The organism is Georgenia thermotolerans, assembly GCF_009193185.1.
Lineage (GTDB): Bacteria > Actinomycetota > Actinomycetes > Actinomycetales > Actinomycetaceae > Georgenia > Georgenia thermotolerans.
On record NZ_VUKF01000008.1, the window covers coordinates 75,538 to 88,482 of the forward strand.

Sequence of the window (12,945 nt, forward strand, 5' to 3'; positions counted from 1 at the left end):
CGGGCGGCGCGGGTGCGCCGCCCGCCGCCGCGTGCTCGGACGGCGTCCGAGCCGACGGCGCGGGCACGGTACCCTGATGCCCGCCTTCGCTCCTGTGGTGGAATCGGCAGACACACCGCACTCAAAATGCGGCGCCGCGAGGCGTGCGGGTTCGAGTCCCGCCGGGAGCACCGCGACCTTGTTGCACCCGTCACGTGGCGGTTGTTGAACGCGTCACGTGGCGCCGTTCGCGCAGGCCTGGGCGCGGATCGGCGCTATAGGCTGACCCTCGTGACGACGAAGAAGCGCAGCGAGGCCCCTGACGAGACGACGACCGCCCCCGACGGTGGCACCGCCCCGATCGACCTGCCCGGCCCCGAGGCTGCCGGCACCGAGGAGGAGCCGACCGTCCGCCGGCGCGTGGTCGTCGCCGAGGACGAGACCCTCATCCGGCTCGACATCGTGGAGAGCCTGACCGAGGCCGGCTTCGAGGTGGTCGGCGAGGCCGCGAACGGCGAGCAGGCCGTCGCGCTGGCCACCGAGCTCGAGCCCGACGTCGTCGTCATGGACGTCAAGATGCCCGTGATGGACGGCATCACCGCCGCCGAGCGCATCATCGGCAACCGCACCTGCGCCGTGGTCATGCTGACCGCCTTCTCCCAGAAGGAGCTCGTCGAGCGGGCCCGCGACGCCGGCGCCATGGCCTACGTGGTCAAGCCGTTCACCCCGGCCGACCTGCTGCCCGCGGTCGAGATCGCCATCTCCCGCCACCAGGAGATCACCTCGCTCGAGGCCGAGGTCGCCTCGCTCGCCGAGCAGTTCGAGACCCGCAAGCGCGTGGACCGCGCCAAGGGCCTGCTCATGACCAAGATGGGGCTGAGCGAGCCCGAGGCCTTCCGGTGGATCCAGAAGACCTCGATGGACCGCCGCCTGACGATGCGCGAGGTCGCCGACGCCGTCATCGAGCAGGTCGGCGCCAAGTAGCGCCCGGACGCCTCCGGCTTCTCGCACGGCCCGCTTTCCCCTGGGAAGCGGGCCGTCGCCGTCCCCGGCGACACGGCTCAAGTGTGATGCGCGCCACAATCGTGACCGTTCTGTGACATTACGGGGCCGGATCCCCCTGACACGGACGCCCCTCGTCAATACGTTGGCGCGAACGGGCGCAGGGGCCCGCGCCGGGCACAGGGGCCCGCGGGCACGCGCCGCACTCGGGAGACGAAGGAGACGGCATGACTCGCAGGAAGACAGGCCTCCGCTCGCTGGCCGTGGTGGCGGCGCTCTCGCTGACCCTCGCGGCCTGCGGGTCGGGGGGCGGGGACACCGGGGCGACCGGCGACGGCGACGCGGCCGGCGGGGGCCTGCTCATCGGCACGCTCCTGCCCCAGACCGGGTCTCTCTCGCAGCTCGGCCCGCCCGAGATCGCGGGCGTGGACCTCGCCGTCAAGGAGATCAACGCGGCCGGGGGCGTCAACGGCGCCGACGTGAAGGTCAGCCACAAGGACTCCTCCGACGCGGACAACGCGCAGGTGGCCACCCAGTCCGTCACCGAGCTGACGGGCGAGAAGATCTCCGCCCTGGTCGGCGCCGCCTCCTCCCAGGTCACGCTCAACGTCATCGACGACGTGGTCGGCGCCCAGATCGTCATGGTCTCGCCCGCGAACACCGCGGCGAAGCTGTCCGGGTACGACAAGTTCTTCTTCCGCACGGCCCCGCCGGACACCGTGCAGGGCGACGTGCTGGGCAACCTCATCGTCAGCGACGGTGCCGCCAACGTCGGCATCCTCGTGTTCAACGAGGACTACGGCACCGGGCTGCGCGACGTGGTCCAGAAGGTCGTGGAGACCGCCGGCGGCACGGTGACCTACGGCAAGTCGGGGCAGGAGTTCGACCCGACGGAGCAGAACTTCTCCACCATCGTGGGCAACGCGCTGGCCACCCAGCCCGACGCCATCGCGATGATCGCCTTCACCACGCAGACGCCGCTGATCATCCAGGAGCTGGTCAACCAGGGCTTCGACATGTCCAAGACGTACTTCGTCGACGGCAACCTGCAGAACTTCGGCGACCAGTTCGACCCCGGCACCCTCGAGGGCGCACAGGGCACCCAGCCGGGCGTGTTCCCCAGCGAGGAGTTCCGCAGCCGGCTCAAGGAGGTCGACGCGGGCCTGAAGGACTTCAACTACGCGGCGGAGTCCTACGACGCGGCCATGCTCATCGCCCTGGCGGCGGTGCGCGGGAAGGCCAACGACGGCCCGACCATCCAGGAGAACATGGCCGCCGTCTCCGGTGCCGACGGCGGGGACGAGTGCACCGGCTTCGAGGAGTGCGCCAAGCTTCTCCAGGACGGCAAGGACATCACGTACAAGGCGGTCTCCGGAGTCGGCCCGTTCAACGCCGAGAACGACCCCTCGGCGGCGAACATCGGCATCTACCTGTTCGACGGCGAGAACAACAACTCCTTCCAGCGGGTGGAGTACGGCAAGATCGCCGGCTGACGACGGCGACCCTCGGGTCCGCCCACGGCGCGCAGGGGCTCGGCACTCCCGCCGGGCCCCTGCGTCGCGTCCGGGGACAGGGCGAGGGCCGCGGAGCCGACCAGGCGCGTGCGACGGCGCCGGGGCTCGCTCAGGCGCCGGCGTCCTCGGCGTCGGCGCGGTCGACGTCGGCCGCCAGGGTGCCCAGGTACAGCTCGATGACCTTGGGGTCGTCCATGAGGTCCCGGCCCCGCCCGGAGTAAGCGTTGGTCCCCTGGTCGAGGACGTAGGCGCGGTCGCAGATCTGCAGGCAGCGCCGGGCGTTCTGCTCGACGATGACGATGGAGACGCCCGCCCGGTTGATCTTGCGCGTGCGGATGAAGGTCTCGTCCTGGCGGACGGGGGAGAGGCCGGCGGAGGGCTCGTCGAGCAGGAGCACCTGCGGGTCCATCATCAGCGCCCGGCCCATGGCGACCATCTGCCGCTCCCCGCCCGAGAGCGACCCCGCGCGCTGCTTCCGCCGCTCGCCCAGGGTGGGGAAGATGTCGACGATCCGGTCGAACCGCTCGGCGAAGCGCCGGGGGGCCTGGAAGACCCCCATCTGCAGGTTCTCCTCGATGGTCAGGGACGGGAAGACGTTGTTGTTCTGCGGGACGAACCCGACCCCGCGGTGCACGAGGGTGTCCGCGCGCCGGTTGGTGATGGCCTCCCCGGCCAGCGTGACCGAGCCCGCGCGGACGTGCACGAGCCCGAACAGCGCCTTGAGCAGGGTCGACTTGCCGGCCCCGTTCGGGCCGATGATGCCCACGAGCTCACCCGGGTGCAGGGCCAGGCTGCACCCGCGCAGGATGTCCACGCCGGGCAGGTAGCCGGCGACGACGTCGTCGGCCAGCAGCAGCGGCTCGCCGGCCGGTGCGCCGGCGTGCGGGTCGGTCGCGCTGACGGTGGTGGTCATCGGGGCCTCCTCAGTCCTCGAGCAGCGCGTCGTCGCCGAGGTCGGTGTCGTGGTGGGCGCCGAGGTAGGCGTCGACCACCGCCTGCTCGTGCATGACCGTGCGGGCCGGCCCCTCGGCGACGATGCGGCCCTCGGCCATGACGACCACCCAGTCCGAGACGTGGCGGACCATGTGCATGTCGTGCTCGACGAACAGCACGGTCATGCCCTCGTCGCGGAGCTGGCGGATGTGCCCGAGCAGGGACTGGGTCAGGGCCGGGTTCACCCCCGCCATGGGCTCGTCGAGCATGATCAGCTTCGGGTCGCTCATCAGGGCCCGGGCCATCTCGAGGAGCTTGCGCTGCCCGCCGGAGAGGCTGCCGGCGAAGTCGTCCTTCTTGGCGTCGAGGCGGAACCGCTCGAGCAGCGTCATCGCCTTGTCGGTGATCTCCCGCTCGCGGCGCCGCCACAGCGGCGCGGCGAGCGCGACGGCGAGCTTCTCGCCCGGCTGGCCGGACGCCCCGAGGCGCATGTTCTCCAGCACGCTCATCCGGTTGAGGGCCTTGGTCAGCTGGAAGGTGCGCACCATGCCGGCGCGCGCCGCGCGGGCGGCGCCGAGGCGCTCGGCGGGCTGCCCGTCGAAGGTCCACCGGCCGGAGTCGGCCCGGTCGAAGCCGGTGAGGACGTTGAAGAAGGTCGTCTTGCCCGCCCCGTTGGGCCCGATCAGGGCGGTGATGGCGTGGCGGGGCACCTCGAGGTGGGCGACGTCGACGGCCGCGATGCCGCCGAAGGCCCGGGTGACGTCGTCGGCGACGAGGATCGGGTCCGCCTTGGGGGCGCCGGGGACGTGCGCGGCGCCGGCGAGGTCCGGCGCGGGCGCGGACGTGGCCGCCGTGGTCGTCTCAACGGGCATTGATCGCCAGCTCCTTCTTGTCCCCGAGGATGCCCTGTGGTCGGAAGATGATGAGGAGCATCAGGGTCACCCCGACCACGATCCAGCCGAACGCCTCGATCTCCGCGACCGACATGAAGCTCGGGGGCACCACCTGGCGCATCACGGACTTGATGAGCATGAGGGCCGACCAGAACAGCATCGAGCCGAGGATCGGGCCGAACACCGTCGCGGCGCCGCCGAGCAGCAGGATGGTCCACACCCAGAACGTCGTGGGCCGGCCCATGGCGTCGGGCTGGACCGCGCGGGGGAGGACGAACAGGATGCCGGCCAGGGCGCCGAGGACCCCGCCGAGCACGAGGGCCTGCATCTTGTAGGCGAAGGCGTTCTTGCCCAGGGAGCGCACGGCGTCCTCGTCCTCCCGGATGCCCTTGAGCACCCGGCCCCACGGGCTCCTCATCAGCCGCCACACGAGCAGGCAGGCGAGGGCGACGACGACCCAGGCGACCAGCCGCAGCCACCAGCTGTTGGAGGCGTTGAGCGCGTAGCTGAACGGCCCGAGGGCGAAGGTGCCGTCCGGGAACGGCGAGGCGTCCTGGAAGGTGTGCTTGAACGAGTTGCCCAGCAGGCCGTTGGAGGCGCCGGTGAGGTCCGACAGGGCCGTGGACCGGCCGACGATGCGGACGATCTCCGCGGCGGCGATGGTCACGATCGCCAGGTAGTCCCCGCGCAGCTTCAGCGTAGGGATGCCCAGGAGCACCGCGAACCCCACGGCGCAGACGACGGCGACGAGGACGGCGGTCCACAGCGGCCAGCCCGCGATGGTGGAGATCGCGAAGCCGTAGGCGCCGAGCAGCATGAAGCCGGCCTGGCCCATGTTGAGCAGGCCGGTGAGCCCGAAGTGCACGTTCAGCCCGATGGCGGCCAGCGCGAACGCCGCGGTCGTGGGCGCGAAGAGCTCGCCGGCGACGTTGGTGAGGAGGTTCGACCAGTCCATGACCAACCCTTCCGTTACCCGACCCGGGCGGTGCGGCCGAGGATTCCCTGCGGCCGCAGCAGCAGGACGAGGATGAGGATGAGGAGGGCGGCGGCGTAGCGCATGTCGCTCGGGATGAACAGCGTCGACAGCTCGACGACCAGGCCGATGACCAGCGACCCGATGAGCGCGCCGAACGCGGTGCCGAGACCGCCCAGGGTCACGGCCGCGAACATCAGCAGCAGCAGGGCGGTGCCCATGTTCCACCGCGTGGCGCTGAGGTAGAGGCCGAGGAGCACCCCGCCCAGCGCGGCCAGCCCGGTCCCGGTGGTCCACACGAGCCGGATGATGCGGTCCACCGCGATGCCGGAGGCCGCCGCCAGCGCGGCGTTGTCGGCCACGGCCCGGGTCGCCCGGCCGATCCGGGTGCTCGTGAGCACGTACCCCACCGCCGTCAGGACCAGCACGGCGATGAGCACCGACACGGCGGACTGGACGGTCAGCCGGACCGGGCCGAGCTGGAGGACGTGCGGGTTGGACGTGACGATGCGCAGCACCCCGCCGCCCGCGAAGAGGTTGAAGGCGTACTGCAGGGCGAGGGCGAAGCCGATGGTGACGATGAGCTGCTGGGTCAGGCCCACCCCGCGGCGGCGCAGCGGACCCCAGATCGCGCGGTCCTGCAGGTAGCCGGACGCCAGCCCGGCGACGACGGCGAGGGCTCCCGCGACGGGCAGGGGAAGGCCCAGCGGCTGGGCGAACAGGTAGGCGAGCAGGGCGCCGAGGGTCACCTGCTCCCCGTGCGCGAAGTTGCTCAGGCCGGTGGTGCCGTAGATGACGGACAGCCCCACCGAGGCCAGGGCGAGCAGCAGGCCGAAGATCAGCCCGCTGACGACGAGCTGGACGACCCGCTCGGTGGTGGAGGCGCCGGCGGCGGCGGCGCTCTCGGCGGAGACGTCGGCCTCGCCGCCCGCGGTGCCCGCCTCGGTCGTCGGGCCTCCGTCGCTGCCGGTCGCCGTGGCCGTCGCCGACGGCGACGTCGGTGCCGCCGCGCCGCCGGCCCCGCCGAGCGGGAACAGGGCGCCGGCGCTGCTGCCCAGCTCCACCGTCACGGTGCGCGGGTTGTTGCCCGGGTCGCGCAGGGACTCACCGGCCGGCAGCGTCGCGGTGTCCAGCGAGACCGTGTACTGCCCCGGCGACGTGACCGCAGCGGTCCACCGGCCGGCGTCGTCGGTGGTCGCCTCGACGGCACCGCCCGCGCCCTCGATCTTCAGGACGACGCCGACGGCCGGCTGGCCCGCGGCGGTGCGGATGGTCCCGCCCAGGCACCCGGTGGCGGCGTCCGGTGTGCACCCGGCCCCCGCGGCGGCGGCCGCCGGGCCCGCCCACGCCAGCGAGGTCAGGCCGAGGAACGCGGCGACGAGGAGCGTGAGGAGCAGGGCGGGGGTCGTGCGGCGGGCGCGGGTGGGAGCGGCACCGGATGTCACCGGGGGCCTCCGTCCTGTCGGCTCGCTCGGGTTTCGGCCGCCCGAGTGGTGGTGAGCCTAGAGGACACCGGGGACATGAGTGTGACGTTCGCCACACGACCTGCCGTCCTCCGGACGAGGGGCGCCGTATTGGCGCCGCCCCGGCGCCGGTCCGGGCGCTCCTCCGGCTCAGGACGCCGGCGCGGTCCCGGCGTCGACGAACATGCAGCTGAGCCGGGCGGTGCACACCCGCCGGTCCGCCTCGTCGACGATGGCGATCTGGTAGCTCGCGGTGCGCCGGCCCTCGTGCAGGGCCCGGGCCGTGCCGGTCACGTACCCGTCCCGGCCGCCGCGGTGGTGGGTGGCGTTGAGCTCGGTGCCGACGGCGGCGCGTCCGGGCCCGGCGTGGATGGTGGCGGCCAGGGAGCCGAGGGTCTCGGCGAGCGCCGCGCTCGCCCCGCCGTGCAGCAGCCCGGCGGGTGTGGTGTTGCCGGCCACCGGCATGCGGCCGACCACGTGGCCGGGGGCGGCCTCGAGCAGCTCGATGCCGAGCCGCTCGATGAGGGTGCCGGGGATGCGGGCCCGCAGGCGGGCGAGGAGCGTGTCGTCGGTCATGGCACCAGGGTGTCACCGTGGCGGGCCGGACCCCGCCAGGCGCCGGGCCCGCGGCCTCCTCGCCCGCGCCGTCCCGCGCGCCGGAGCCCTTACACCCGCGCCGTGCCGCGCTTCCGGCGGCCTCCCACCCGTGCCGGGCCGCGCGCCCGCTCCCGCATCCGGCGCCCTCGCCCGCGCGTCCGCGCCGCCACGCCGTGCGGGTCGGTGTCGGTGCGGGCACTTAGGGTGTCTGTCGTGACCGAGAGCCAGACCGACAACCAGCCGCCGCGCCTCCTCCTCATCGACGGCCACTCGATGGCCTTCCGGGCCTTCTACGCCCTGCCCGCGGAGAACTTCTCGACGAAGACCGGTCAGGTCACCAACGCCGTCTACGGGTTCTTGTCGATGCTGATCAAGCTGCTCGCCGACGAGCGGCCCACGCACCTGGCGGTTGCCTTCGACGTGTCGGACCAGACCTTCCGCACCGAGGAGTACGCCGAGTACAAGGGCACCCGGGACGCCACGCCCCAGCCGTTCAAGGGCCAGGTCCCGCTCATCCAGGAGATCCTCCACGCGATGAACGTGCCGGTGCTCGAGAAGGACAACTACGAGGCCGACGACATCCTCGCGACCCTCGCCTCCCAGGCCGAGGCCGACGGGCTCGAGGTGCTCATCTGCTCCGGGGACCGCGACACCTTCCAGCTCGTCACCGACCAGGTCACCGTGCTCTACCCGGTCCGCGGGGTGTCCACCCTGTCCCGGATGACCCCCGAGGCCGTGCTGGAGAAGTACGGCGTCGGCCCGGCGCGCTACCCCGACCTCGCCGCCCTGGTCGGCGAGACCAGCGACAACCTCCCCGGCGTGCCCGGCGTGGGCCCGAAGACCGCCGCGAAGTGGATCAACCAGTACGACGGCCTCGAGAACGTCATCGCCAACGTCGACCTCATCGGCGGCAAGGCGGGGCAGAACCTGCGCGACAGCCTCGACCTCGTGCTGCGCAACCGGCGCCTCAACCGGCTGCTCACCGACCTCGAGCTGCCCCTCGCCGTCGACGACCTCTCCCGCCGCCCGCTCGACCGCGAGGAGGTGCACCGGGTCTTCGACGCCCTGGAGTTCGACACGCTGCGCCAGCGCCTGTTCGAGACTCTCCCCGAGGAGGAGACCACCGAGCCGGCCGAGGGGCTCGACGTCGACGTGGTGGCGCTGGACGCGCTGCCCGGCGGGCTGGCCCCCTGGCTCGAGGCCCGGCGCGGCGCGCTGCTCGGGGTCGACGTCACCGGCAGCGCGGCGCAGGGCACCGGGGACGCCTGGGCGCTGGCCGTCGCCGACGGCGAGGGGCACGCCGTCGCGGTGGACCTGACCACCCTGCCCGCCGAGGAGGAGCAGGTGCTGGCCGCCTGGCTGGCGGACCCGGCGCAGCCGAAGACCCTGCACGAGGCGAAGTTCGCCTGGCACGCCCTCGACGGGCGCGGGCTGCGGCTCGAGGGCATCGTCTTCGACACCGCCCTGGCGGCCTACCTGTGCCACCCCGACCAGCGTCGCTACGCCCTGCCCGACCTCACCATCCGTCACCTGCGGCGGGAGCTGCGCGACGAGGACGAGCCCGGCGGCCAGGGCGTGCTGGACCTGGACGGCGCGACCGCCGACACCCGGGGCGGCGTGCGGGCCAGCGCCGTGGTGGAGCTGACCGCGGCGCTGCGCACCGAGCTCGCCGACCGGGGCGCGGCCGACCTGCTCGAGTCCCTCGAGCTGCCCGTGCAGCGCGTGCTCGAGCGGATGGAGAAGGTCGGCATCGCCGCCGACGTGCCCAACATCGAGGAGCTCCAGGCCGGGTTCGACCACGCGGTGGAGCTGGCCGCCTCCCAGGCGTTCGAGGCGATCGGCCACGAGGTCAACCTCTCCAGCCCCAAGCAGCTGCAGGAGGTCCTCTTCGGCGAGCTCGACATGCCCAAGACGAAGAAGACCAAGACGGGCTACACCACCGACGCCGACGCCCTGGCGGACCTCTACGCCAAGACCCAGCACCCGTTCCTCCAGCACCTCCTCGAGCACCGCGACCAGATCCGGCTGCGCCAGACGGCCGAGGGGCTGCTGCGGTCGGTCTCCCCGGACGGGCGCATCCACACCACCTTCCACCAGACCATCGCCGCCACCGGCCGGCTCAGCTCCACCGACCCCAACCTGCAGAACATCCCGGTGCGCACCGAGGACGGGCTGCGCCTGCGCGAGGGCTTCGTCGTGGGGGAGGGGTTCGAGACCCTGCTGACCGCGGACTACTCCCAGATCGAGATGCGCATCATGGCGCACCTGTCCGCCGACGACGGGCTGATCGAGGCCTTCCGCTCCGGGGAGGACCTGCACTCCTTCGTCGCGTCCCGGGTCTTCAGCGTGCCCACCGACGAGGTCACCCCGGCCCAGCGCAGCAAGATCAAGGCGATGAGCTACGGCCTCGCCTACGGGCTGAGCGCCTTCGGGCTCTCGCGGCAGCTGAAGATCGACGTCGCCGAGGCCCGGGACCTCATGGAGGGCTACTTCCAGCGGTTCGGCGGGGTGCGGGACTACCTGCGCAGCGTCGTCGACCAGGCGCGGCGCACCGGCTACACCGAGACGATCATGGGCCGACGGCGCTACCTGCCGGACCTGACCAGCGACAACCGGCAGCGCCGCGACATGGCGGAGCGGATGGCGCTCAACGCCCCCATCCAGGGCTCGGCCGCCGACATCATCAAGGTCGCCATGGTCAACACCCAGCGCGCCCTCGACGACGCCGGCCTCGCCTCGCGGATCCTGCTGCAGGTCCACGACGAGCTCGTGCTCGAGGTCGCCCCAGGGGAGGCCGCCCAGGTGGAGCGCCTCGTGCGCGAGCAGATGGGCTCGGCCGCCGACCTGTCGGTCCCGCTCGACGTCTCCGTGGGCACCGGCCGCTCCTGGCGCGACGCCGCCCACTGAGCCGCGGCGGATGGCACGGGCGCGCTCCTGGGCGGAGATGAAGGAGTGGATGGCGGGGCTCGTCGCGCGCAGCGGGGCGGACGTCGCCGAGTGGAACCGGCGCATCGACGCCGCCGGGATCACCGACGAGCCGGCGCTGCGCGCCTTCCTCGACGAGCAGGGGGTCACCGGGTACGCCCAGATGCTGCTCGTGTTCGAGCGCTTCGGGTACCCGGACTTCTTCACCCGCACCGGCGAGGAGCTCATCGACGCCCAGTACGCCGACCGCACGCACCTGCGCCCGGTGTACGACGCCGTCGAGCTGCTCGCGCTCGGGCTCGCGGGCACCCATGTGCAGGCCCGCAAGGGGTACGTCTCCTTCGTCGGGCCGCGGCGCACGTTCGCCGCGGTCCAGCCGTCCACCCGGGCCCGGGTGGACCTCGGCCTGCGCCTGGACGACCCGCCCGGCGGCCGGCTCGCCACGGCGCCCAGCGTCGGCAATGCGGCGATCCGGGTGCGGGTGCCGCTCGGATCCGTCGAGGACGTCGACGACGAGGTCGCGGATTTGGTGCGCCGGGCCTACGCCGAGAACCTCTGACCGCTCCCGGGTGGCCGGCAGACCGGACCGGGACGCCCTGCCGTCAGGCCTGCCGAACCGGCCGCCCGGTGCGCGCCGACTCGTACATCGCCAGGACGGTGGCCAGCGTCAGCCGGCCCTCGGGGGTGCCGACCCGTGGCCGCGCGGTGGTGTCCCCGGCCTGGCGGGCGCGGATCACGCGCACGAGGTCGGCGAGCTGACGCTGGTGGGAGGTGCCGAGGCCCCGCTCGTCCGCCGCGAGCCGGTCCGCGGCGGTCACCTGGTTCGCCGTGGCCCCCGACTCCGCCATGCCCACCTCCGGGCGAGGCCCGGAGGTCGTGTGCCAGAAGGCCAGCTCGTCGTCGACGATCGCGGCCGATCCGGCGTCGCCGAAGACCCGGAGCGCGGCCTCGACGCCGGGATAGGCGGCGGTCGTCGCGTGGATCGTGCCCAGCGCGCCGGAGGCGAAGCGCAGCGCCGCCACGGCGGTGTCCTCGACCTCGATGCGCTCGTGCGCCAGCGTGCCGGTGAACGCGAAGACCTCCGCGGGCGGCCCCATCACCGCCAGCAGCAGGTCGATGATGTGCACCGCCTGGTTCATCGTCGCCCCGCCGCCGTCGAGCGCCCAGGTCCCGCGCCAGGCGCCGGAGTCGTAGTAGGACTGCCCGCGCCACCACGCGCACGAGGCGGTCGCCGAGGTCAGCCGGCCCAGCCCGCCGTCACGCACCGCGGCCACCAGCTTCTCGCTGGAGCGGTCGAAGCGGTGCTGGGAGACGACGGCGACGACGTTGCCCGTGCGGCGCTCGGCGTCGATGATGCGGTCCGCCGCGGCGAGGCTGACGTCGAGGGGCTTCTCGACGAGCACGTGCCTGCCCGCCTCGAGCGCCGGCACGGCGAGGTCGGCGTGCGTGCCCGACGGCGTCGCCACGATGACGACGTCGACATCGTCGGCCGCCTCGAGGTAGCCGGCGGTGTCGGTGCTCCACCGTGCCGCGTGGGCCTCGGCCAGCGGCCGGGCCGAGGCCTGCGAACGGGCGACGACGAGGCGCAGCTCGGCGCCGTCGACCTGGGCGAGGGCATCGGCGAAGACGCGGCCGATGGCGCCGGCGCCCACGAGGGCGAAACCGAGGGGACTCATGAGCCGATCGTGCCACCTTGGGCGTGACGACCTGGGCACCGACGGGCCCGCACGGCCGAGATCGGGCCGTCAGGCGCGGTGGGCCACGAAGATCGCCGTGCCCGGCAGGACGGCGCCGCGCTCGGGCCCCCACCCGCCCCAGACGTTCGTGTTGCCGGTGGGCCACTCGGGCTCGAGCAGGTCGTCGAGCACGAACCCGGCGGCGACCAGGTCGCGCACGTGGTCGCCGAGCGTGCGGTGGTACTCGGCGTACAGCGGCGCCCCGTCGGCGCCGGTCTCCACGTAGGGCGTGCGGTCGAAGTAGGACCGGTTGGCCGTCAGGCCCCGCGCCGTGGGGTCGTCGGGGAAGGCCCAGCGCACCGGGTGGGTCACCGCCCACACCCACCGCCCGCCCGGGCGCAGCACCCGGGCGACCTCGGCGTGCACGCGGGCGGCGTCCGGGACGAAGGGGATCGCGCCGAAGGCGGTGAAGGCGACGTCGAACGCGGCGTCGGGGAAGGGCAGGGCGCGGGCGTCGGCCTGGACCGTCGGCACGGCCACCCCCGTCAGGGCGTCGAGCTCGGCGGCGCGCCGGAGCATCCCGGCGGCGACGTCGGTGGCCACCACGTCCACCCCGCGGGCGCGCAGCCACCGCGCGCACTGCGCCGCCCCGCAGCCCACCTCCAGCACCCGCAGCTCGCGCAGCCGCTCGAGCGGGCCGAGCAGGTGGGCGTCGCCCTCGCGCAGCCCCTCCGGGCACCAGCAGAAGTCCGCGTCCCCCAGGAACGCGCCGTGCTCCTCGAGGTACTCGGCGGACGCGGCGCTCCACCAGTCGGCGTTGGCGCGGGCCGCCGCGGCGCCGTCGACGGCGTGGTAGCCGGCGCTGAGGATGGGGCCGTCGGCGTCGCTCATGGGACCAGTCTGCGACACGCCCGCTGTGACGCAGCGCGCGTCCCGGCGGGGGAGGGACGGTTGCCCGGCTGCGAAACCGCTCGGTAGGATCGTCCTCGG

Annotated in this window: 11 protein-coding genes and 1 tRNA gene; 5 read left to right on the top strand and 7 right to left on the bottom strand. The window is 73.4% G+C overall.

Features of this window, described 5'->3' with window-relative positions:
* The first annotated feature begins 88 nt into the window (after positions 1–88).
* The 3 genes from GD970_RS05515 to GD970_RS05525 all read left to right on the top strand — a co-directional run bounded on the left by GD970_RS05515 (position 89) and on the right by GD970_RS05525 (position 2,474).
* A tRNA-Leu gene (locus GD970_RS05515) sits at positions 89–170 on the top strand.
* Positions 171–345: 175 nt separating this feature from the next.
* Positions 346–963, top strand: a complete 618-nt coding sequence (locus GD970_RS05520) for a response regulator (protein ID WP_193314890.1) — start codon at positions 346–348, stop codon at positions 961–963.
* A gap of 245 nt (positions 964–1,208) precedes the next feature.
* Positions 1,209–2,474: an ABC transporter substrate-binding protein gene (locus GD970_RS05525; protein ID WP_152201763.1), complete on the top strand. Its 1,266-nt coding sequence runs from the start codon at positions 1,209–1,211 to the stop codon at positions 2,472–2,474.
* 130 nt (positions 2,475–2,604) lie between these two features.
* Here the strand turns inward: GD970_RS05525 and GD970_RS05530 are convergent, their stop codons facing one another.
* The 5 genes from GD970_RS05530 to GD970_RS05550 all read right to left on the bottom strand — a co-directional run bounded on the left by GD970_RS05530 (position 2,605) and on the right by GD970_RS05550 (position 7,333).
* Positions 2,605–3,408 (bottom strand): ABC transporter ATP-binding protein, encoded by an 804-nt coding sequence (locus GD970_RS05530; protein WP_152201766.1) that lies wholly within the window; start codon positions 3,406–3,408, stop codon positions 2,605–2,607.
* Between the two features lie 10 nt (positions 3,409–3,418).
* On the bottom strand, positions 3,419–4,300 hold the full coding sequence (locus GD970_RS05535; protein WP_152201768.1) for an ABC transporter ATP-binding protein: 882 nt from the start codon (positions 4,298–4,300) through the stop codon (positions 3,419–3,421).
* Positions 4,290–5,276, bottom strand: a complete 987-nt coding sequence (locus tag GD970_RS05540; protein WP_152201770.1) for a branched-chain amino acid ABC transporter permease — start codon at positions 5,274–5,276, stop codon at positions 4,290–4,292. The genes GD970_RS05535 and GD970_RS05540 overlap by 11 nt, the downstream gene beginning before the upstream one ends.
* A 14-nt stretch (positions 5,277–5,290) precedes the next feature.
* A complete protein-coding gene (locus GD970_RS05545; protein WP_152201773.1) occupies positions 5,291–6,739 on the bottom strand; it encodes a branched-chain amino acid ABC transporter permease in 1,449 nt (482 codons plus the stop codon).
* 168 nt (positions 6,740–6,907) lie between these two features.
* Positions 6,908–7,333: a hotdog fold thioesterase gene (locus GD970_RS05550; protein ID WP_152201775.1), complete on the bottom strand. Its 426-nt coding sequence runs from the start codon at positions 7,331–7,333 to the stop codon at positions 6,908–6,910.
* A gap of 234 nt (positions 7,334–7,567) precedes the next feature.
* On the opposite strand from GD970_RS05550, the gene polA reads away from it, so the two are divergent.
* Positions 7,568–10,261 carry a DNA polymerase I gene (gene polA, locus GD970_RS05555; protein ID WP_226925178.1) on the top strand — a complete coding sequence of 898 codons (2,694 nt, stop codon included), beginning with the start codon at positions 7,568–7,570 and terminating at the stop codon, positions 10,259–10,261.
* Between the two features lie 10 nt (positions 10,262–10,271).
* Entirely contained in the window at positions 10,272–10,838 is a 567-nt protein-coding gene (locus tag GD970_RS05560) for a DUF5655 domain-containing protein (RefSeq protein WP_152201777.1), read from the top strand.
* Positions 10,839–10,881: 43 nt separating this feature from the next.
* On the opposite strand, the gene GD970_RS05565 is transcribed toward GD970_RS05560, so the two are convergent.
* Both GD970_RS05565 and GD970_RS05570 read right to left on the bottom strand, forming a co-directional pair.
* Entirely contained in the window at positions 10,882–11,955 is a 1,074-nt protein-coding gene (locus GD970_RS05565) for a Gfo/Idh/MocA family protein (protein WP_152201779.1), read from the bottom strand.
* A 69-nt stretch (positions 11,956–12,024) separates the two neighbouring features.
* Positions 12,025–12,846 (bottom strand): class I SAM-dependent methyltransferase, encoded by an 822-nt coding sequence (locus GD970_RS05570; RefSeq protein ID WP_152201782.1) that lies wholly within the window; start codon positions 12,844–12,846, stop codon positions 12,025–12,027.
* Between the last annotated feature and the right edge of the window lie 99 nt (positions 12,847–12,945).

What these genes read in the sequence shown, in the direction of transcription:
- GD970_RS05525 (WP_152201763.1), top strand. Translation starts at nt 1,209, where the DNA reads ATGACTCGCAGGAAGACAGGCCTCCGCTCGCTGGCCGTGGTGGCGGCG.
- GD970_RS05530 (WP_152201766.1), bottom strand. Translation starts at nt 3,408, where the DNA reads ATGACCACCACCGTCAGCGCGACCGACCCGCACGCCGGCGCACCGGCC.
- GD970_RS05535 (WP_152201768.1), bottom strand. Translation starts at nt 4,300, where the DNA reads ATGCCCGTTGAGACGACCACGGCGGCCACGTCCGCGCCCGCGCCGGAC.
- GD970_RS05540 (WP_152201770.1), bottom strand. Translation starts at nt 5,276, where the DNA reads ATGGACTGGTCGAACCTCCTCACCAACGTCGCCGGCGAGCTCTTCGCG.
- GD970_RS05550 (WP_152201775.1), bottom strand. Translation starts at nt 7,333, where the DNA reads ATGACCGACGACACGCTCCTCGCCCGCCTGCGGGCCCGCATCCCCGGC.
- GD970_RS05560 (WP_152201777.1), top strand. Translation starts at nt 10,272, where the DNA reads ATGGCACGGGCGCGCTCCTGGGCGGAGATGAAGGAGTGGATGGCGGGG.
- GD970_RS05565 (WP_152201779.1), bottom strand. Translation starts at nt 11,955, where the DNA reads ATGAGTCCCCTCGGTTTCGCCCTCGTGGGCGCCGGCGCCATCGGCCGC.
- GD970_RS05570 (WP_152201782.1), bottom strand. Translation starts at nt 12,846, where the DNA reads ATGAGCGACGCCGACGGCCCCATCCTCAGCGCCGGCTACCACGCCGTC.